Below are 19045 nucleotides of genomic sequence, written 5' to 3'. Positions count from 1 at the left end.
CATCCAAGGCTTAGCTATTCTGCAAGCTCTGCTTTAGTTAACCCTATCACTGTATCATTAACAAGATGTTTTTCTAGAATTTTTAAAGCTTCGGGAATTGTTAATTTTTCAAAAGTTATACCTTTTTCTTTTCGTAGAATTGATCTCACTTGTGTAAGTTTAAGGTCTTTTACATGTTGCTTATAAATATGTTCGGCTACAGCTATAACTATAGTACCGTCATTACGCACTCCTAGAGCCGTACGAGCATGAGCCGGATCATTTTGCTTTGGATTATCTATAACATTTTTACCGTTTTGGACCAACAAAGGAATACCGGTTACTACTGAAGTGGTTTTGCTTAAATTTATAGGCTTACCGTCTTTATCGATAAATTCTAAATTTAGCTTTACATTCTCCCCTATTTTTTTACTATCGGTAAACTTATTTCTTATGGAAAGGACAATATAAAGCCTTTTTGTGGAATTTGATTATCACCATGTCCGCTTATTTCCGTAACATAAAATTAGACCTCTTCGGAAACTTTACTTCTAGAGGTAATTTGTACGTCGATCCAGTACTCGAATCCTCACGCACATTTGAGTACGCTGCGGTTCTGCGTTCCGTGTCTCCTTCAAATTCCTCTCTATAAGCGAGTTTCCGAAGAGGTCTATTCTGATCAATCAAAATTTCTTTGTTAGTATATGGCGTTAATGTAGTAGACGTCCAAACAGCATTATAGAAAGTAACATCTTTTGAATTTGAAAAATAATTAACTTGATTTGGAACAATAGATTTATCACCTATTTCTACTGAAATTTTTGCACTAGCCTTGGTAATTTGAATATTGCCCTGATCTATAATTAACAAGCTTTGTAGTTGTTTTCTAAGACTAAATAGCTTGCCGTCAATCATTAAAGTAAGACTTGGTCTGCCATCATCGCTACCGGCGATTTCAAAGAATCCGGTATTAATAGTAGCTATAGCATTAGTGCGTGATGCCATAGCGTCTACTGTTTCTCTACCTATAACCTGATTATGTGCTTTAACTAGTTTTAGCCTAAAATTCTTAGGATCAATAGTTAACACATGAATAACATGCTTATCTTTTTCATAACGATTATAGGTTAAGCCTTTATATTCCTTTGCGTATATTTTAAAACTGATTATTAAAGCAAGAAATAAGTAAACTAATCTGATCATATTGTTTTACTTTTTTTCACAATAAAATTTAACCATAATGCCTCTTTACTTGGAGAGAATCTCTTACTCTTTTCCGTCCATATTTTCACTATCTCCAAAAGCCCGTTAAAATAAGGTTTTATTGTATCTTCATTCATATTGTAAAAATCGCGATCATCACTTTGTATAATATCTGAACCATATCCGTAAGAAGCATAAAAAATTCCCTCTGGCTTTAATGCAGCGTGAATTTTTTTATAAACATTGGTTGTTTCATTATAAGGTACATGAAGGAGAGTTGCTTGAGTCCAAACTCCATCACACAACTCATCAAAATCAATATCTTGAAAAGTTAATTGCCTTACATTAGTTCCAGTTTCTTTTGAGGCTAATTTAACCATTTCGGTTGAACCGTCAAAAGCGGTAACTTGATAGCCTTGACTTAAAAAATATTTTGTATTACGACCAACTCCGCAACCGGCATCTAAAATATGAGCTTTTTCAGGTAAATAGCTAGTAAATGCTTTATAGTTATCAGATAAATCTGCATTGATTATTCTGTTATAAAACTCTTGAGCATTATTATTATTATATTGTATATTTTTCATAATTTTATATATTGTTCCCAACTGTTAGTATATTTATACTCACCCAATAATAAAATACAAATAATTTCTATTATATCTTTTAATTGACTATTAGACTTAAACATGATCTACTTGTTAAGAAGTTCTTGCGTAGATACCGAAGTCGTCATTGCGAGCCGCCATAGGAGTTGTTGCATGATCTCTTATGTCATTCCGTTGATCGCAGGAATCCAGTAAAAAAATGATAAAAACAAAGAAAATTATATAGAAATGTATGTAATTTGCTTAAAAAAACTGGATTCCTGCGATCAACGGAATGACATCGAACGCTTTTTCGAGCCATACAACAAGACCCATAGGCGGGGAGTCAGAAAAATAACTTCAATATTGACACAAAAGTTACATACTTGACAAAATAAACATATAAAAAACTTGTTTTTTATATGTTTTACTGGATTCCCGCGGAAGCGGGAATGACATAAAACGATCCACGCAACAATGCCACTTATTAAGAATAAGGTTTATATGATAAAAAAAATAATATTTGGAATAGCTATTTTACTTAGTACAAGCTGCTTTGCCAATAGTACAACTTCTGACGGCTCAAAAAAAGATGCAGCAAAAACTAACGATGTTACAACACAAAAAATTATAGATGATTTTTCTGCTTACGCCGGTACTATAAAACCGGAAGTACGGGAGGAAATACAAAAATATAGAGTAGAAATAGTCGATATTAATAAGAAGAAACGTGAACTATATAACAGCCTTTCCAAAGAGGCTCAAAATTTTTTAGCAGAGCAACAAAAATATAAACAAAAACTATCTATCTCTAAACTATCGGCAGAAAATGATCCAAAGAATAATACTGTTGATTCTAATGATAATAAGGATAAAGATACAAAATAAATTACTTTTATCAGCGTTGTTGCGTAACTCAAAAATCGTCATTGCAAGCAGTCGTAGACTGTATGGCATCCATAAAAAATAATAAAAAAAATGTTAAATTAACATTTTTTAACTAGATTGCTTCGTCAATTGCTACGGCAATTTCCTCGCAATGACGATTTTGGTATCTCTACAAGCAACACCTTACAATAACAACTTATTTAACTTCATAAATCTGCTCCACTACACCATCAAGACCCATTAAAAAAGTATAAACTTTTAATTGGGGGAATTTTTCTTTTATTATATCACGTGCCTTGTTTAAAATTTCTGCATGTGCTGCCGTTTCTTTTTCCTTGGTATTTAGCTGTTCCTGACCTATAAGTATTTTATAAGCTCCACATTCTCTATGATCAAGAAAAACAATTTGTTTGATGTTATGTAATTCTTGCAAAATCTCGATAGTATCTTCTATTGTTTTTCCCCAATAAGTATATTTGTCGTTAACAAGGGCAAGCGATGCACCGGGCAATGATACTTTATCAAAATTATCTTCTAATCCTAATTGCTTCATTAATTTATCTGTTTCGTCTATTAATCTAAAATCTACACAACTAATTAAAAGAGTAGAAGCTTCATTTAATGTTTTTAAATGTTCATTACTTACTTCTACCTTTACAACTTTCTTATCGGCAATTATATTATTGTTAGCAGCGTAAAGATTTAAACTAGACACCATAATAAACCCTAAAATTACATATTTTACATATATCATAAAATTCTCCTATTTAAAAATATTTCTTACATGCTGTAAAATAAGAATAACCTGTAATAATTGTTAAAAAAGCGGCAATCCATAAAATTATTTCCCCTACTATATCTAAATAAATAATTCCTGAACCTTTTGAGCCTAGTATCAATATCGATAAAGCAAACATTTGTAAAAACGTTTTTACCTTAGCGAGTCTCGATACAGGCACACTAACCTTTACTAGAGCTAAAAATTCCCGAAGGCCGCTAACTAAAAATTCTCGTGCTAAAATTAATAAGCAAGGTATCTCATCTACGTTATCCTTTTTTAGTAGCATTATAATAACGCAACCTACTAGTAGCTTATCTGCTATAGGATCAAACATCTTGCCGAAACTTGTAACTAAATTATATTTCCTTGCAATATAACCGTCAAAAAAATCCGTAATACTAGCTAAAACAAATAATAATGCCCCAAGTTTACGTGCAAGTGAATTATTTATATAAAATGCCAGTATAATAACCGGAATTACCATTATTCGAGCAATAGTTAGATAATTAGGTAAATTTTTATCTATTCTCATTAATTAATTAAATTTATTAATATAATATTGTTGAATTATGGATAGAATATTATTCCAAGACCAATATATTAAAAGTCCCACAGGAAAATTATTAAACATAAATAAAAAAATTAGCGGCATAAATTTCATTACTTGAGCTTGCATCGGATCCACAGGTTCAGGACTCATTTTTTGCTGTAAGAACATAGTAATAGCCATTAAAATAGGCCATGCTCCAATCATTAAAAATGATGGCGGCGAGAACGGTAATAAGCCGAATAAATTAAAAATAGTAGTAGGATCAGGTGCAGATAAGTCTTTAATCCAGCCGTAAAACGGTGCTTGCCGCATTTCAATAGTTACATACAATACTTTATAGATAGAGAAAAATACCGGGATTTGAACAAGTATAGGCAAACAACCCGCTACCGGATTTACTTTTTCTTTTTTATATAAAGCCATAATTTCTTGATTTAAACGTGCCTTATCATCACTGTATAAATTTTTTATCCTATCGATTTCCGGCTGTAAATTTTTCATTTTTTTCATCGAACGATAAGACTTATTGGCTAAAGTAAACATTAATAGCTTAATTATAACCGTAACAATTAATATACTAACACCGAAATTACCGACATAGCCATAGAAAAAATTCATGGCGTAGAAAACCGGTTTGGTAATTATATAAAACCAGCCGAAATCAATAGCTCTATCAAATAATTTAATATCATATTGCTTTTCATATTTATCAAACAAGTCTACTTTTTTTGCTCCTGCAAAAATTCTACTTTTAATGGAAAAATTTTCGCCAGGCTTTATTATTTGTACCGGTGAAATAAAATCTACCTGATATCTTTCAGTCCCTTGCTTAAGAGCATAATTAAAATTCGAGCTGTAATTACTTGATTTATCCGGAATCAAGGAAGATAACCAATATTTATCGGTAATTCCTATCCAGTCAACCTTACTTGCTGCAAATTTTTCACTTTTCTTATCTTTAATATCATCATATGAATATTCTTTAAGATTCTCGTCTATACACCCGATAGGTCCTTGATGTAATATATTCACCGCTTTCTCTATGGCAATATATTTACGGTTTATTAAACCGTAAGATTGCACAGGAAGTTCTTTATCACTATTATTAACGATGGTTTGCTCTATAGTAAATAAATAGTTTTCATCGACAGTAATAGTAACTAAAAATTTAACTCCGTCTTCATTAACCCAAAATAAATTAACGGGTTTTTCAGGGCTTAATATTTCACTATCACTATTCCATATAGTATCGTTGTTAGGGAGTTTTACACTAGATAAATTACTAACTAAACCAATTTCAGCAAAATATGCATTTTCTGTATTAGCCGGTGAAAATAATCTCACTTCAGGACTATTTTTAGATAAATCTTGTTTATATTTCTTTAATATTAAATCGTCAAATCTAAGTCCTTTTAATGAAATAGAACCGGTGAGTGATTCAGATTCTATTTTAATACGCTGTACTTGACTTTCTTCTTGAACAACAATATCAGTTGCAGGTTCGACTAAAGCTTTTAACTGTTGTTTCTTTAAATTTTCTGCTTTCTGCACTGTTATTTGCCGTTGCTGTTTTTTTTGTTCAGGTTTTACAACAAAATATTGCCAACCGAAAATTATACTTAAAGACAGTATAATAGTGGCTATTAAATTAATTATATTATTATTCATTCCTAGGTCTTAAATTTTCATATTTTTAAAGCTTTAAGTTTTAAAGCATTTAGAGAAAATAATCAAGTAGTATATATGCTTCTTTTCTTTCAAAAGTAGTGAATATCCAAGATGAAGGGCGACTTCCATCTTGGATACAAATTTAATTTATTTTTTTATTTTTACTACTTTTTATTTTACTTCAGATATATTATACCACTCCTACATTCTGAAATATTTTTAATTTAAATTCAGGAAGTATAGAAATTAAATGTTCAGAAATATTGTCCTGTATATTTTCATAACCTACTAAATTCACTTCTTTAACGAAGATATATATTTCTATAGGTAACCCATGAATCGTAGGTTCAAGCTGTCTTACTAGAAAAGTAAACCCTTCAGTATAAACTGCCGGATTATTTTTTAGATATTCCTGAATATATAATTTGAATAGTTTAATATTAGTTAAATCTTTCTCTTCTTTATCAAGAGTGATTTTATCTATTACATCCTTTGATATATAAGGAGATTTTTTTAGTTCTTTTAAAATAGTAGCATCACAGAAGTTAATAGTTGCCATATTAATATTAAATACTCTTTTTACCCTTCTTGCTCCTGATTCACTAATTCCTCTATAATTAGTTACGTTAGAATTTAAAATGCTGTAAGTAGGAACTGTAGAAATAGATTGATCAAAATTCCTAATTGTTACTACGGAAATAGTAATTTTTTCAACTGTTCCTTCAATTTCGCCTATACGTACCCAGTCTCCAATATTAATAATTTCTTGAGTAGTTAGTTGCAAGCTTGCAAGTAATCCTAAAACGGTATCTTTGAAAACAAATGTTAAAAGAGCTGCGGCTGCACCTAAGCTTGTTAAGAATGTACTAAGCGAAATATTTAATATATATGAAATAGTTACCATTGCTGCAATAACTATGACAATAATTTTTAATATTTGAAAATATAAGCTAAGCGGTGCATTTTTTGTAACGGCTTTGATCCTATTGTGATACAGCTCTGCAAAAGCATCTATAAGCATTAATAATAAAATCGTCATGGATATACTAGTATATAAGATTACTATAGTATCTTTGATTCCCAGTAATACATGTGCTTTAAAAGAAGTAGGATGGAAAATATTTCCCCAACATACAAAGTAAAGTGCTAATAAAGTGTGTAATAAATAACGAAATATAGAATATTTTTTTAGTATCCTTTCATAATCATCATAATGATGTCTAGTTAAATAATTTTTTACAGGAATAAAAATTAATCTTTTAATTAGAAATATCACCGGTATAAGAGATACTAACATAACAAACAATAATACTAACTCAGTACTTGAGGTATGATATAGATCCATTAAATATTGCATATTTTACCTATCATTATTATTATAAAATATAAATCTTTTTTATTATTACTAAAAATTTTATTTTTATCAATAATTTTAACTCAAAAGAATTTGGTATTGCTAACCAAATATAGATACTGTCATTGCGAAGCCACGAAGCGGCTGTGGCAATCCATAAAAATAATAAAAACCTGGATTGCTTCGTCAATTACTTACGTAATTTTCCGTAGCTCAGACGTTAAATGAATTAAATAACTTATTTATCTATGACATTTCCTAATATCAATCCAATTATTTTCTCTATAGGTCCACTTGCTATCTCTTGGTATTCCCTTTCATATGTAGTAGGAATTTTGCTAGGCTGGTTCTATGCAAATAAAATTATAGAAAAATTTAAGCCTCAAATTATCAAAAAAAATCTAGAAGATTTCATTACTTATGCCGTTATAGGCATAATAGTCGGGGGTAGACTAGGGTTTGTTTTATTATATAATCCTTCTAGATATTTTTCAAATCCAATAGATATCTTAAAAACTTATGAAGGCGGGATGTCTTTCCATGGCGGAGCTTTAGGGGTGATTATTGCTGCTTATTTGTTTTGTCGAAAATATAAAGTTAATTTTTTAAGCCTCACGGATATAATAGCCCCTGTAGTACCTATCGGATTATTTTTAGGTAGAATCGCTAATTTTATTAACGGCGAACTATACGGACGTATTACAAATTCTTCTTTTGGTATGATTTTTCCGAATAGTGATTTGATGCCAAGACATCCTAGTCAGTTATATGAAGCTTTTTTTGAAGGTTTAGTATTATTTTGTATCTTAGCGTATGCAACATTTAAGCACAAAACTCTTAAAAAATGCGGTTTAAACTCAGGACTATTTTTAATATTTTACGCTCTTTTCCGAATCGCTATTGAAATATTTAGAGAACCAGACATACAAATTGGGTTTATTTTAGATAGCTTAACTATGGGACAGATTTTATCTATACCTATGTTACTTTTAGGAAGTTATTTAATATGTCAATCAAATCCAAAATAAGACAATTAATTGATCAAAACGGCTATATTACTTGCGATGTTCTCATGCAGGAGGTGTTAAACTTAAATCCTACTTCCTATTATAAGCAAGTAAAATCGTTGGCTAGCGAAGGTGATTTTGTTACGGCTCCTGAAATTTCGCAGCTATTCGGTGAAGTTATCGGCTTATGGTGTATCAAAGAGTGGCAAAGAATCGGTTGTCCAAAAAGCTTTAGTTTAGTAGAACTTGGGCCAGGTCGAGGTCTATTAATGCGTGATTTACTACGTACTACAAAATTAGTACCGAAATTTTATAAAGCTTTATCAATTGAACTAATAGAAATTAATCAAAACTTTATTGCTCATCAAAAGGCTAATTTACAAGATATTAATTTACCAATTAGTCATCGATCATTTGTAGAAGATATACCCAAAAAACCTACTATAATAATAGCTAATGAATTCTTTGATGCTATGCCGATAAAACAATATGTTAAAGTCAAGGAATTATGGTATGAAAGAATATTTATAGTGCAACCGGTAGATGGAAGAATTAAATACGATAAAATAAGCGTTAATAAGCAATTACAAGAATATCTGCTGCATACTCATATTGAAGCAAAAGACGGAGCAGTACTTGAAGAATCTTATAAATCGATAGAAATTATAAAATTTATAGCTGAACATCTAAAAAAACTAAGCGGCAGCTGCTTAATAATAGATTACGGCTATGATATAGCTCCGAGTAACAGAACTAGATATCAATATAATCCAACATTACAAGCAGTCAAAAATCATAAATATTGTCCCATCCTTGAGAATCTTGGAGAAGCCGATTTATCGGCACATGTGGATTTTTACACATTAAAAACAGTAGCTAAAAATAGCAAAATAAACGTAATAGATACAATATCGCAACGAGATTTTTTAATAGAAAACGGAATCTTATTACGCAAGCAAACATTGCAAGACAAGCTTAACGATGAGCAAGCACAAATAATAGAAAGACAGGTAGAAAGATTAATATCACCGAAACAAATGGGAGAATTATTTAAAGTATTACAGATAACGAATTAATTCATTATTTTCCAATGGGAACATATTTACATATAAATTCAAAAGGACTCTCTTTGGCACAAGGAGTTAGTTTTATTTTATTATTCAAGAAGCCGCTAACATTCAAAATCTTATCCACATCAAACTGATAATCTTTATGCGGTAATTCCCAATTTGTGATATGTTGTAATGCACGAGATTTTGCCTCTTGTTCACTTTCTGCTACAACAAAAATATTTTTATGAAGCTCTGTAAACTGTTTGCTATCATATCCTCCCAAATTAATAAAATATAACTTGGCTTGATTATTATTAGGTTCAAAGTCAACAATTTCAATGCTATATCCATCAGCCCAATTCAGTATACCCCAGGCATCTAAATGCAAACTTTCTAGAGAACCCCACCAACTTTTTTTTCAGTAATCATAAGTATCCTCAATAGTTTCGGCTATGACTAATCTAATATCATGCAATTCTATTAAAGCTCCGCTACAAGAACCTCCTATGTAAATAATAAATAAGTTTTTCATTACACGCTGTGACGTTCTGCAATTAAATTTTTTATTTTACCGATAGCTTTAGCAGGGTTTAAGCCTTTAGGACAGGTTTTAGTACAGTTCATAATCGTGTGGCAACGATAAAGCTTAAACGGGTCTTCTAAAGCTTCAAGACGTTCACCGGTATGATCATCCCTTGAATCGGCAATCCATCTATATGCTTGTAGTAAAATCGCAGGACCTAAATATTTATCACCGTTCCACCAATAGCTAGGACAAGAAGTAGAACAGCAAGCACATAATATACACTCATATAAACCGTCAAGCTTTTCTCGGTCTTTAATCGACTGTAACCTTTCAGAGTTTGAAGGGGTAGGGCTATCGGTTTTGAGCCAAGGTTCTATCGATTCATATTGTGCGTAAAAATGCGACATATCAGGTACTAAGTCTTTCACTACTTTCATATGAGGAAGCGGATAGATTTTGATATCGCCTGATATATCTTCTATTGGTTTTATGCATGCTAAAGTATTTGTACCATCAATATTCATTGCACAACTACCGCAAATTCCTTCTCGACAAGAACGTCTAAATGTTAGAGTCGAATCGATTTCATTTTTGATTTTAATTAAAGCATCTAAAACCATTGGTCCGGTTTTACTTAAGTCTATCTTAAAACTATCGATAGTAGGATTCTCGTCGAGGTCAGGATCATATCTATAAATTTTTATCTTTCTAGGTTTTAGCATTTCCTCGTTTTCTTTATGCTCTCTACCTTTTTTTACTACTGAATTTGACGGTAATCTTAACTCTGCCATTTAAGTACTCTCTTAAAATTTATTTTTAGGACTATACAAAATAATTAGCTAATTCACAATCTTTCATACCATTAATAAAATCTTTGATTTTTAATTTTAGTTGAATGTTATTACCAGGATGTCTAATTGAATCTTTAGGGATTGTTCTACTTAAAGAACCATTACCGCCTTTTCGTTGAATTACAAATATAATTACCTATTATAATATTACCCTTATTTGTAAAAATAATATCATAATTTAGAGTTTTTAGAACATCTTTCATTACATAATATACGCATTAATTTTTCTTCTCTTTGATATAAAACTAATAATTCTCTTGCAGTTTCATTTGAGAATGACCATTTAACCATTTCTTCTGCAATAGGCTAAAAAATTAATAATACCTTTTCTTGTTCTTCAAGTGGAATAAAATTCGATTTAACATTTCTTGATTTGTCAATTATCAAGTTCTGTAGATAATCTAAACAATTTAAGTTAAATGTTTTGCAAAAATTACTTATAGACACTCTTGTAAGTTGATTATAGGCTATTGCCTGCTTATATGCTTTAATACTAACATCTATATTATGACCACAGCTAAAGCTCATTTTAACATCAGATTTTTCTGCATATATTCCTGTACTGATAGCATGGGAACAATTACCTTCTATTTTAAAAACATTTCCAATTTTATCTATTATATCAATATGTTCACTGATACTATTTTTAAAAAGGGTTTCTACATTTTTACTATATATGCATTGCTATTATCCATTAAACTGCTCTTATTGAGTCATATATATTTGCTATTATTTGTGGAATTACTGAATTGCCTATAACCCTTTAATCCATCTGCAACATAATGATCTTGAGAGAAGCCCATTAAATATTTACATTCATTGAGTGATAGTCTTCTTATATTATCATTTATATAATGAAGACCGGTTCTAGCACCGACACCGCCACCAAAAGCCGATAAAGTTATTGAATGACCGAAAGGGCTGTAAATCCTTTCACCTTGACCGCCTTTATTAACTTGACCGATCCTAACTGGCTTTTAATTGCTTTTCAACCGGTGTTTTATCTAAAACAACCTCATCTCTATTAATATATAAACTTTTATCGACATCCTTTTCTAAAATATCACTAAGAAAGATCCTTTCATAAGATTCTTTCGGTTTTACATATTTGAGTATATATTCACTGCTAAAATCTTTTCATAAACAAACAAAATAAACTCTTTCTCTTGCTTGCGGTACTCCAAATAATGAAGCATTTAACACATTTCTATATACTTTATAGCCAATCCCATCTAATTTTTGGTCTATAGTTTCAATTACGCTGCCATTATAATATTCAGAATATTTTTAACATTCTCAAGTAATAATATATAGGGTTTATGATATTGTGCTATTCTGATTATTTCATAAAAGAGTCTACCATTATTATCTCCTATGCTAAGCCTCTTACCTGAAATACTAAAAGATTGGCAAGGAAAACCGGCACATAAAATATCATGTTTAGGGATTTTGGTTTCTGATATTTCCGTAATATTACCGTATGGCTTATCACCGAAATTTCTTTTATATGCTTCTTGTACGTCTTTGTCTATATCAGAAGAAAAAACACATTCAAGACCCTTTATTTCCAAGGCTTTTCTAAAACCACCGATACCGCAAAATAAATCTATAAATTTATACATAAATTATACTATTAAACTTAGGAAGCGGAATTTTCTTTTTTAGCTTTAGTTGTTTTTGTTTTCTCAGGTGATTTTTCTTTATCTATTTTTATAGTAGATGAATCATTAAAAGGAAATTTATTCTCCTCTTCTGAATCTAAAGCTCTACCGCTAAGTAAATTTTTAATTTGCTGACCGGACAATGTCTCATATTCAATTAAAGCATTAGCTAAGGTATGAAGTTGATCTATATGTTTTGTTAAAATATCTTTTGCAAATTCATATCCTTGCGTAATAATTCTTTTAACTTCGGCATCAATTAACTCTGCAGTAGCTTCCGAGGTTTCATTATTAGGTTGTCTACCATACATATCATCACTGCTTGAACCGTGGAATATCGGTCCTATTAAATCGCTTAAACCTGCTTTTGTAACCATCGCTCTTGCAATATTAGTTGCACCTTTTATATCCGACGAAGCTCCTGAGGTAACTTTATTTCTACCGAAAATAATTTCCTCCGCTACTCTTCCCGCCATATAAACTGCTATAGATGATTCCATCTGTTCACGATTCTGAGAATATTCATCAGTTTCAGGAAGTCTTTGCACCATCCCAAGAGCATTACCACGCGGTATAATCGTAGCTTTATGAATAGGCGATGCTGCAGGACAATAAAGCCCGACTAATGCATGTCCTCCTTCATGATATGCAGTCAACCTTTTTTCTTTCTCCGACATTACAATAGAGCGACGTGCGACTCCCATCAGCACTTTATCTTTTGCCTCTTCCATGTCGTGCATATCTACTTCTTTCTTACCAAGCCTTGCAGCAATAAGAGCAGCTTCATTAACTAAATTAGCAAGTTCTGCACCGGAAAAGCCGGGAGTACCTCTAGCAATAATTCGTGCTAATACACTAGTGTTATATTTAATTTTCTTTAAATGTACTTTTAGAATTTGTTCACGACCATTTATATCAGGATTTGCAACGGCAATTTGACGATCAAACCTACCGGGACGTAGTAATGCACGATCAAGAACGTCAGGACGGTTTGTAGCTGCAATGATCACAACTCCCTCGTTTGCTTCAAATCCGTCCATTTCGACTAACATTTGGTTTAAGGTTTGCTCACGTTCATCATTGCCGCCGCCCATACCGACACCTCTATGGCGACCTACCGCATCAATTTCATCGATAAAGATAATACAAGGAGCATTACGTTTACCCTGTTCAAACATGTCACGCACACGGCTTGCACCGACCCCTACAAACATTTCAACAAAATCAGAGCCGGATATGCTAAAAAACGGAACATTAGCCTCACCTGCAATTGCTTTAGCAAGAAGTGTCTTACCGGTTCCAGGAGGACCTATAAGTAAGCAGCCTTTTGGTATTTTACCGCCAAGCTTTTGGAACTTGCTTGGATCTCTTAAAAAATCTACTATTTCAGTTAATTCCTCTTTTGCTTCATCGATACCTGCTACATCTTTAAAGGTAATTTTTGGTCCTTTATCTGATAGCAACCTAGCTTTAGATTTTCCAAATCCCATGACTTTCCCGCCTCCATGCATTTGACGCATGAAAAAAACCCAAACACCTATTAATAAAAGCATAGGAAACCAAGAAATTAAAAAGCCTAAAAAGGTATTCATTCTTGTTTCAAGAGGCACTACTTCAATATTAACATCATTGCTAGTAAGACGATTTACTAAATCAGGATAATCAGGAGCATAAGTGCTAAAAGTAGAGTCGTCATTTGAAGTGCCTTCAATTACTCTACCTTGAATTTTTACCGAATTAACGGTCTTTTCATCAACTCGTGTTAAAAAATCCGAGAAAGTTATATTATTTCTTCCGCCAAGTAAACCGTCAGATTGGAAAACATTAAAAAGTAATATTACAAAAACAAAAAGTGCTGCCCAAGCTAAAATACTCCTACCTTGATTATTCATCGATATAAAACCTAATTAAAATTTATTTACAGATAGCCTCTTAAATACCGGTGCTAGCAAAAATGGGTGAAACGAGATACAAAATTTGGAAAAAAAGATACTTCAAAGTTCCACATGTCGTCATCATAATATGATATATGTGGTATTGCTACAACTTTTTCAAGTATTTTAATGATAGGTAAGGTAAATAAAATTGCATTGTGATTTTTGCAGGATAGATTTTTCAAAGGTTCTAAATCTAATTGTTTCTTTATCATTTTATAATCTTCTAATGATAGATGAGTTACAAAATAATTTGGAGTTTCTTGATTTCTTGTGATGCAAAATCTATTATCCCAAATAATGGATTTATCTAGTAATATTTTACTCTCAGGTAATTTTTTGCCGAATTCCCTATATATAAGTAACTCGTTTTGTATACGCTTAATTACACAGCCATGAAGGGTATTCTTAAAGTTTACCTCTTGAGTAATTAATTTCAAAATAGGTTCTACCGAATAAAAACGAGCTACTCTAGATTGTCCACTAATCATTATCAGTAAAAAATTAATTATTTGTACTTTTACCTCATTTGAAAATTTATCAAATTTAACTAAATCGAGAAAAGCAAAGCCATATTCAAAAATCTTGACTGCTTCAACTATCGCCGATATTAATTCAGGCTTAAACTCGTTTTCTATAAGTTTGTTGGTTTTAAGTTGTTGTGAGATTATTGCGGCTTTAATATAATCTTCTTCTTTAGCTAATTTTTGTCTAATAAGATTCCGCTTATATTTATCTGATAAATTCGATTCATCTTCAAACCATTTTATATTATGGTTGACTAAATACTCTACTAATTCACTTTTTAGAATATTATATAGCGGTCTAATTATTTGTATATTATTATACCAATTGATATTACTGCTACTAAGTCCAAATATACCGCTATTACGCTCTAATCTTAAACAAAAATTTTCTACGTAATCATCCTCATGGTGAGCAGTTAGAAGTACTAATATATCGAGTTCCAGGCATAGATTTGTCATCAAATCATAGCGTCCTTCTCTTGCTCTTTCTTGTAAATTAGAAAAATTATTTTGATGATCAAAAGATAAACTATAATGCTTGCGATTTAGACTATTACTGATATTTTGGATATAATGGGTCTCTTGCTTCGACTGTTCCCGTAAGTTATGATCAACCGATATAACAAATAATTCTATATTATTTTTTTCTGCCCAAATATTAGCAAGATAAAGCAGTGCTACCGAATCGCTCCCACCGGAGACTGCAACCGCTATTTTAGATAAGCCAAAATTACCTATTAGATTATTGATATTATACTCAAATTTTTCATATAGCATGGTTGCAAAATGTTAGTATTGTAAGTTTGACAACGTCATTTCTGCGGAAAGGCTTTGTTATATGGCTCATATCCTTTCATCATTGTGAGAAGAAACTGCAAGTTTCGACGAAGCAATCTCGTGCCAAAATCCTGAGATTGCCACGCTTCTTTCAGTCGCTTGCAATGACGATTTGATATCCACGCGAGAATGACATCGAGCAGGTTTTTCACAAGCCACGCAACAGTACTCTGCTTTCGCAAGGGTAACAAAAAACCACCTAGCTAGATGATTAAGATGATAAAGAAAAATTTATGCTGACTCAGCTAAATCTTCTGAAGTTTCAGTCTTTTGTTCGCGTAAATAATCTTGTGCTTCTGATTCTGATCTTGCAACAATAACCGTAACTATAGAATTAAGCTCCGCATGGAGTCTTATTTCAACTGTATAAATTCCGGTAGATTTAATTTGTTTATCAAGAATAATATTTGAATGAGAGATATTATAAGATACATTTTCAGATAATTTATCGGCTATTTCTTTATTAGTAACCGAACCGAAAAGTTTACCGTCATCTGATGTTTGACGGATAAAAACTAATTTTTGATCTTTAATAAGAGCATTGATTTTTTCTACTTCTTCTCTTATTTGCTTATCTTTTGCTTCAAATTCGTGTTTTTGCTTAACTATTAGCTCTTTATTAGGCTCAGTAGCTCTAATAGCTAATTTTTGCGGTAAAAGATAATTACGACCAAACCCATCTGCTACTTTGAGTATGTCGCTAATTTTACCTAATTTTCTTACGGGTTTTATTAATATAATTTCCATGTATTATGCCTTTATTTAGCTTGAAATACAAAAGGTAATAACGCTAAAATTCTTGCAATTTTAATAGCGTTATTTAGCTTTCTTTGTTTCTTTGCGCAAACATTTGTGATCCTGCTTGGTAGCATTCTACCGCCTTCAGAGACAAATTTTATTAAAAGCTCAGGATTTTTATAATCAATAACAGGTGCATTAGGCACAGAAAGAGGGCATCCTTTACGTCTTCTAAAAAATACTTTTTTAGCAGTTTTATCTCCTACCTTGCGAGTAGCTGTTTCACTAGCATTATTACTTTTTAACATTCTTTAACCTTAATTCTTACAAATTTAATTATTAATCGTTACGTCAATTACCGGAGTATTCTCTGTACTCTGATTTTTTAATATCGGTGAAGGTTCACTACTAATTGAATCTGCTTTAATTGTAAGAAATCTAATGATATTTTCGTTAAGCTTCATTTTTCTTTCTAGTTCTTCTTTTACATTACTAGTAATATCTAGACCTAAAAAATAATAATGCCCTTTTTTGTTATTACCGACTTTGTAAGCTAAAGTTCTTAACCCCCAATATTCTTTTTTTATGATAGTGCCATTATTATCTTTAATAATTTTAGCAAAATCATCAACGATTTTATCTATATCGTTTAATGATACGTCTTGGCGTATAATAAAAACTGATTCATAAAAGCTCATGATATATAAGAATCTCCAACAAACAAACTTTAAAACAAAGCTATTTATAGCAACTAAAACTATTAAATTCAAGTATTATCTTTAAAAAATTATTATTTCTTTGTTTCTTTTTATAAAAAGTTTGCTATAAACCCTAATAAATATAAATTATTATAAAAGTTTTTAATTATTTATCAAATATTAATGGAGATTAATTCAGTATTTGATAAGCTATTACCTGAAGTTTTAATTATAGAAGAAAAAAATGTTAATATTTCTTTAAGTAATGATATCAGAGAGCAGGATTTAATATAATTAGGGTTTCAACTCTAGAAAAAGCATTAACTTATTTTTTTAGTCAGCCGCTTGCTATCATGATTATTAGTACAGAATTACAAGAAAATCCTTTAATAATAAAATAATGTTAGAAAATTTATTAAATTTTCTAAAACGCCCATAATATTCTTATTATCAAACAAGCAATTAAATTTAACAGAAATAGACGATAACGTGCTATTTTTTTATAAGCCTTTCTTATCTGAGCAAATAGTAGGTACTTTAAAAAGTTTATTGAGACATTCCAAATCAGTTTTACAAGATAATATTATTAAATTTAAGAATATAAATATTGATTTAAATACTGAAAAAGTATACAAAGACGGGCTAAATATTCGTCTAGGTCCTACTGAGTTTAAAATTTTACTACTTTTTTTTCAGTTTCCAAATGAAGTATTTTCGCGTCAAGAAATAATAAAATATCTATGGGAAAGTGAAGAGACCTTTAATGAACATCTATGAGATGTTCATATAAATTAGGATTAGAGAGGCCTTAGGGAAAGACAATTTAATTATTAAAACCGTTCATTTTATCGGTTATTGTTTAAATAAGGATAGCGACTAGAATTTTGTTGTCAAAATTTTCTTTGTATTTATGCATTAAGTATGTTAATATCTATTAATTATATTTTATGTATACTATATATAATAAGATTTCGTTGCCGATTTATATATTTTATAACTAAAAACTGTAAATTTTATGTTAAGTAAACTAAATAAGCCTGCTTTATTTGCTTTAATATTTTATCCTATTTTTATTATATCTCTTGTAGTTAAATATTCGTTTGATTATGGGATAGGACTAACTGAAGTTATTTTTATAATTGCTAGTTATTATATTAATAATATTACCGTTGGGATCGGTTTACATAGGTTATGGTCTCATAATGCCTATACAATAAATAAATATGCCGAGTTTGTCTTAGTTATGCTGTCTGCAGGAACATTACAAGGACCGGCTTTATCTTGGGCATCGAATCATTATAAGCATCATAGATATACGGATGAAGATCAAGATCCGCATACTCCATTAAAATTTGACAATAAATTTTTAGGCTTTATGTGGTCTCATATAGGATGGATGCTAGTCGGAAGCGGTAGCTATAAGTCTATTGATCGCATTACTTGGGCTAAGCACGGGAAAAACAGTTTATTAAAATGGCAGCTGAAATATTATTGGCAAATAGCAGCTTTTATGAATATTGTCGTACCTTTATTTATCGGTTACTTAGTCGGCGGTACTATGCAATCGGCATATGCAGGATTTTTATTTATGGGACTCGGTAGATTCCTACAGCAGCAAGCAACATTCTGTGTTAATTCTTTATGCCACTTTGCCGGTAGTAAAAAATATTACAAAGGCACTGCCGGAGATATTTGGTGGATGGCATTATTCTTACTCGGTGAAAATTGGCATAATTACCATCATGCTTTTCCTTCAGATTATCGTAACGGTGCAAAATGGTATCATTTTGACGTTCACAAATGGATAATATTTTTAATGAGTAAAATCGGTTTAGCTTCAGAACTTGAACGTACTACAAAAGTACGTATACAGGCAAAAATGCAAGAAACTTTAAGCTATCTTAGTGAAAAACAAAAGCAAAAATTGACCTTAATGCAAGCTAAAATAGACCATTTATTAGAAAATCTATGCTTAAAAATTAAAGAGCTTGAAGAATCATCTATTACTATTAAAAAACAATTTAAAAAATCTTTTGTAGAAATACAGGAATCTCTTAAAAATTTAGCGGAGCAAGTAAGTTCTGCAACGCAAATAACAGAAAAACCTTCGGAAAAATTACTAAAAATAGTTAATAAAAAAATTATTGATGCCGAACAATCTATTTATAAGCTGTATAACAAATTGAATGCTTTGAAGGTATAGT

General features: G+C 30.9%; 23 protein-coding genes. 5 read left to right on the top strand and 18 right to left on the bottom strand.

The features are described from left to right. Positions 1 to 14: 14 nt before the first annotated feature. From AB1146_RS03180 to AB1146_RS03170, 3 genes are all read right to left on the bottom strand, one after another. On the bottom strand, positions 15 to 305 hold the full coding sequence (locus AB1146_RS03180; protein WP_332252569.1) for a phosphodiester glycosidase family protein: 291 nt from the start codon (positions 303 to 305) through the stop codon (positions 15 to 17). Positions 306 to 486: 181 nt separating this feature from the next. Next, on the bottom strand, positions 487 to 1182 hold the full coding sequence (locus AB1146_RS03175; RefSeq protein ID WP_051125484.1) for a palindromic element RPE1 domain-containing protein: 696 nt from the start codon (positions 1180 to 1182) through the stop codon (positions 487 to 489). Further along, complete coding sequence (locus AB1146_RS03170; RefSeq protein WP_010420568.1) at positions 1179 to 1769, bottom strand: class I SAM-dependent methyltransferase; 591 nt, start codon at positions 1767 to 1769, stop codon at positions 1179 to 1181. The genes AB1146_RS03175 and AB1146_RS03170 overlap by 4 nt, the downstream gene beginning before the upstream one ends. Before the next feature lie 504 nt (positions 1770 to 2273). On the opposite strand from AB1146_RS03170, the gene AB1146_RS03165 reads away from it, so the two are divergent. Further along, positions 2274 to 2657: a hypothetical protein gene (locus AB1146_RS03165; RefSeq protein WP_010420569.1), complete on the top strand. Its 384-nt coding sequence runs from the start codon at positions 2274 to 2276 to the stop codon at positions 2655 to 2657. A gap of 196 nt (positions 2658 to 2853) precedes the next feature. Here the strand turns inward: AB1146_RS03165 and AB1146_RS03160 are convergent, their stop codons facing one another. From AB1146_RS03160 to AB1146_RS03145, 4 genes are all read right to left on the bottom strand, one after another. Continuing rightward, positions 2854 to 3411: a carbonic anhydrase gene (locus tag AB1146_RS03160; protein WP_029374717.1), complete on the bottom strand. Its 558-nt coding sequence runs from the start codon at positions 3409 to 3411 to the stop codon at positions 2854 to 2856. 13 nt (positions 3412 to 3424) lie between these two features. Then, positions 3425 to 3970 carry a CDP-diacylglycerol--glycerol-3-phosphate 3-phosphatidyltransferase gene (gene pgsA, locus AB1146_RS03155; RefSeq protein WP_010420581.1) on the bottom strand — a complete coding sequence of 182 codons (546 nt, stop codon included), beginning with the start codon at positions 3968 to 3970 and terminating at the stop codon, positions 3425 to 3427. A gap of 3 nt (positions 3971 to 3973) precedes the next feature. Beyond that, positions 3974 to 5656, bottom strand: coding sequence for a membrane protein insertase YidC (gene yidC / locus AB1146_RS03150; protein ID WP_010420589.1), 1683 nt, complete (start codon positions 5654 to 5656; stop codon positions 3974 to 3976). Between the two features lie 190 nt (positions 5657 to 5846). Beyond that, positions 5847 to 7013, bottom strand: coding sequence for a mechanosensitive ion channel family protein (locus tag AB1146_RS03145; RefSeq protein WP_010420591.1), 1167 nt, complete (start codon positions 7011 to 7013; stop codon positions 5847 to 5849). A gap of 245 nt (positions 7014 to 7258) precedes the next feature. On the opposite strand from AB1146_RS03145, the gene lgt reads away from it, so the two are divergent. Continuing rightward, positions 7259 to 8038, top strand: a complete 780-nt coding sequence (lgt, locus tag AB1146_RS03140; RefSeq protein WP_010420593.1) for a prolipoprotein diacylglyceryl transferase — start codon at positions 7259 to 7261, stop codon at positions 8036 to 8038. Next, a complete protein-coding gene (locus AB1146_RS03135) occupies positions 8017 to 9093 on the top strand; it encodes a class I SAM-dependent methyltransferase (RefSeq protein WP_010420595.1) in 1077 nt (358 codons plus the stop codon). Before lgt ends, AB1146_RS03135 begins: the two co-directional genes overlap by 22 nt. A 4-nt stretch (positions 9094 to 9097) precedes the next feature. On the opposite strand, the gene AB1146_RS03130 is transcribed toward AB1146_RS03135, so the two are convergent. The 11 genes from AB1146_RS03130 to rpsF all read right to left on the bottom strand — a co-directional run bounded on the left by AB1146_RS03130 (position 9098) and on the right by rpsF (position 16841). After that, complete coding sequence (locus tag AB1146_RS03130) at positions 9098 to 9457, bottom strand: hypothetical protein (protein ID WP_355404271.1); 360 nt, start codon at positions 9455 to 9457, stop codon at positions 9098 to 9100. Between the two features lie 30 nt (positions 9458 to 9487). Next, the gene (locus AB1146_RS03125; protein WP_010420599.1) at positions 9488 to 9601 is read right to left on the bottom strand and encodes a DUF1543 domain-containing protein; all 114 of its coding nucleotides are present in this window, start codon (positions 9599 to 9601) and stop codon (positions 9488 to 9490) included. Then, on the bottom strand, positions 9601 to 10386 hold the full coding sequence (locus tag AB1146_RS03120; protein ID WP_010420601.1) for a succinate dehydrogenase iron-sulfur subunit: 786 nt from the start codon (positions 10384 to 10386) through the stop codon (positions 9601 to 9603). The genes AB1146_RS03125 and AB1146_RS03120 overlap by 1 nt, the downstream gene beginning before the upstream one ends. Before the next feature lie 366 nt (positions 10387 to 10752). Continuing rightward, the gene (locus AB1146_RS03115) at positions 10753 to 10974 is read right to left on the bottom strand and encodes a hypothetical protein (protein ID WP_010420603.1); all 222 of its coding nucleotides are present in this window, start codon (positions 10972 to 10974) and stop codon (positions 10753 to 10755) included. 609 nt (positions 10975 to 11583) lie between these two features. After that, on the bottom strand, positions 11584 to 11673 hold the full coding sequence (locus AB1146_RS03110) for a DNA cytosine methyltransferase (protein WP_269572130.1): 90 nt from the start codon (positions 11671 to 11673) through the stop codon (positions 11584 to 11586). Between the two features lie 29 nt (positions 11674 to 11702). Further along, positions 11703 to 12068, bottom strand: a complete 366-nt coding sequence (locus AB1146_RS03105) for a DNA cytosine methyltransferase (protein ID WP_010420606.1) — start codon at positions 12066 to 12068, stop codon at positions 11703 to 11705. 17 nt (positions 12069 to 12085) lie between these two features. Next, a complete protein-coding gene (ftsH, locus tag AB1146_RS03100; RefSeq protein ID WP_010420608.1) occupies positions 12086 to 13999 on the bottom strand; it encodes an ATP-dependent zinc metalloprotease FtsH in 1914 nt (637 codons plus the stop codon). Between the two features lie 53 nt (positions 14000 to 14052). Further along, on the bottom strand, positions 14053 to 15345 hold the full coding sequence (tilS, locus tag AB1146_RS03095; RefSeq protein WP_010420611.1) for a tRNA lysidine(34) synthetase TilS: 1293 nt from the start codon (positions 15343 to 15345) through the stop codon (positions 14053 to 14055). A 291-nt stretch (positions 15346 to 15636) separates the two neighbouring features. Further along, complete coding sequence (gene rplI, locus AB1146_RS03090; RefSeq protein WP_010420617.1) at positions 15637 to 16152, bottom strand: 50S ribosomal protein L9; 516 nt, start codon at positions 16150 to 16152, stop codon at positions 15637 to 15639. A gap of 11 nt (positions 16153 to 16163) precedes the next feature. After that, on the bottom strand, positions 16164 to 16451 hold the full coding sequence (gene rpsR, locus AB1146_RS03085) for a 30S ribosomal protein S18 (RefSeq protein WP_010420625.1): 288 nt from the start codon (positions 16449 to 16451) through the stop codon (positions 16164 to 16166). A gap of 24 nt (positions 16452 to 16475) precedes the next feature. Further along, positions 16476 to 16841: a 30S ribosomal protein S6 gene (gene rpsF, locus AB1146_RS03080; RefSeq protein WP_010420627.1), complete on the bottom strand. Its 366-nt coding sequence runs from the start codon at positions 16839 to 16841 to the stop codon at positions 16476 to 16478. A gap of 489 nt (positions 16842 to 17330) precedes the next feature. Between rpsF and AB1146_RS03075 the strand changes: the two genes are divergently transcribed. Further along, entirely contained in the window at positions 17331 to 17618 is a 288-nt protein-coding gene (locus AB1146_RS03075) for a winged helix-turn-helix domain-containing protein (RefSeq protein WP_010420631.1), read from the top strand. A gap of 238 nt (positions 17619 to 17856) precedes the next feature. Continuing rightward, entirely contained in the window at positions 17857 to 19044 is a 1188-nt protein-coding gene (locus AB1146_RS03070) for an acyl-CoA desaturase (protein ID WP_010420633.1), read from the top strand. The last annotated feature ends 1 nt before the right edge of the window (position 19045 follow it).

The organism is Rickettsia helvetica, assembly GCF_963970025.1.
In the GTDB taxonomy this organism is placed as follows: domain Bacteria; phylum Pseudomonadota; class Alphaproteobacteria; order Rickettsiales; family Rickettsiaceae; genus Rickettsia; species Rickettsia helvetica.
This window is presented reverse-complemented; position numbering and strand designations above follow the sequence as displayed.

What these genes read in the sequence shown, in the direction of transcription:
- AB1146_RS03175 (WP_051125484.1), bottom strand. Translation starts at nt 1,182, where the DNA reads ATGATCAGATTAGTTTACTTATTTCTTGCTTTAATAATCAGTTTTAAA.
- AB1146_RS03170 (WP_010420568.1), bottom strand. Translation starts at nt 1,769, where the DNA reads ATGAAAAATATACAATATAATAATAATAATGCTCAAGAGTTTTATAAC.
- AB1146_RS03165 (WP_010420569.1), top strand. Translation starts at nt 2,274, where the DNA reads ATGATAAAAAAAATAATATTTGGAATAGCTATTTTACTTAGTACAAGC.
- AB1146_RS03160 (WP_029374717.1), bottom strand. Translation starts at nt 3,411, where the DNA reads ATGATATATGTAAAATATGTAATTTTAGGGTTTATTATGGTGTCTAGT.
- pgsA (WP_010420581.1), bottom strand. Translation starts at nt 3,970, where the DNA reads ATGAGAATAGATAAAAATTTACCTAATTATCTAACTATTGCTCGAATA.
- yidC (WP_010420589.1), bottom strand. Translation starts at nt 5,656, where the DNA reads ATGAATAATAATATAATTAATTTAATAGCCACTATTATACTGTCTTTA.
- AB1146_RS03145 (WP_010420591.1), bottom strand. Translation starts at nt 7,013, where the DNA reads ATGCAATATTTAATGGATCTATATCATACCTCAAGTACTGAGTTAGTA.
- lgt (WP_010420593.1), top strand. Translation starts at nt 7,259, where the DNA reads ATGACATTTCCTAATATCAATCCAATTATTTTCTCTATAGGTCCACTT.
- AB1146_RS03135 (WP_010420595.1), top strand. Translation starts at nt 8,017, where the DNA reads ATGTCAATCAAATCCAAAATAAGACAATTAATTGATCAAAACGGCTAT.
- AB1146_RS03125 (WP_010420599.1), bottom strand. Translation starts at nt 9,601, where the DNA reads ATGAAAAACTTATTTATTATTTACATAGGAGGTTCTTGTAGCGGAGCT.
- AB1146_RS03120 (WP_010420601.1), bottom strand. Translation starts at nt 10,386, where the DNA reads ATGGCAGAGTTAAGATTACCGTCAAATTCAGTAGTAAAAAAAGGTAGA.
- AB1146_RS03115 (WP_010420603.1), bottom strand. Translation starts at nt 10,974, where the DNA reads ATGAGCTTTAGCTGTGGTCATAATATAGATGTTAGTATTAAAGCATAT.
- AB1146_RS03105 (WP_010420606.1), bottom strand. Translation starts at nt 12,068, where the DNA reads ATGTATAAATTTATAGATTTATTTTGCGGTATCGGTGGTTTTAGAAAA.
- ftsH (WP_010420608.1), bottom strand. Translation starts at nt 13,999, where the DNA reads ATGAATAATCAAGGTAGGAGTATTTTAGCTTGGGCAGCACTTTTTGTT.
- tilS (WP_010420611.1), bottom strand. Translation starts at nt 15,345, where the DNA reads ATGCTATATGAAAAATTTGAGTATAATATCAATAATCTAATAGGTAAT.
- rplI (WP_010420617.1), bottom strand. Translation starts at nt 16,152, where the DNA reads ATGGAAATTATATTAATAAAACCCGTAAGAAAATTAGGTAAAATTAGC.
- rpsR (WP_010420625.1), bottom strand. Translation starts at nt 16,451, where the DNA reads ATGTTAAAAAGTAATAATGCTAGTGAAACAGCTACTCGCAAGGTAGGA.
- rpsF (WP_010420627.1), bottom strand. Translation starts at nt 16,841, where the DNA reads ATGAGCTTTTATGAATCAGTTTTTATTATACGCCAAGACGTATCATTA.
- AB1146_RS03070 (WP_010420633.1), top strand. Translation starts at nt 17,857, where the DNA reads ATGTTAAGTAAACTAAATAAGCCTGCTTTATTTGCTTTAATATTTTAT.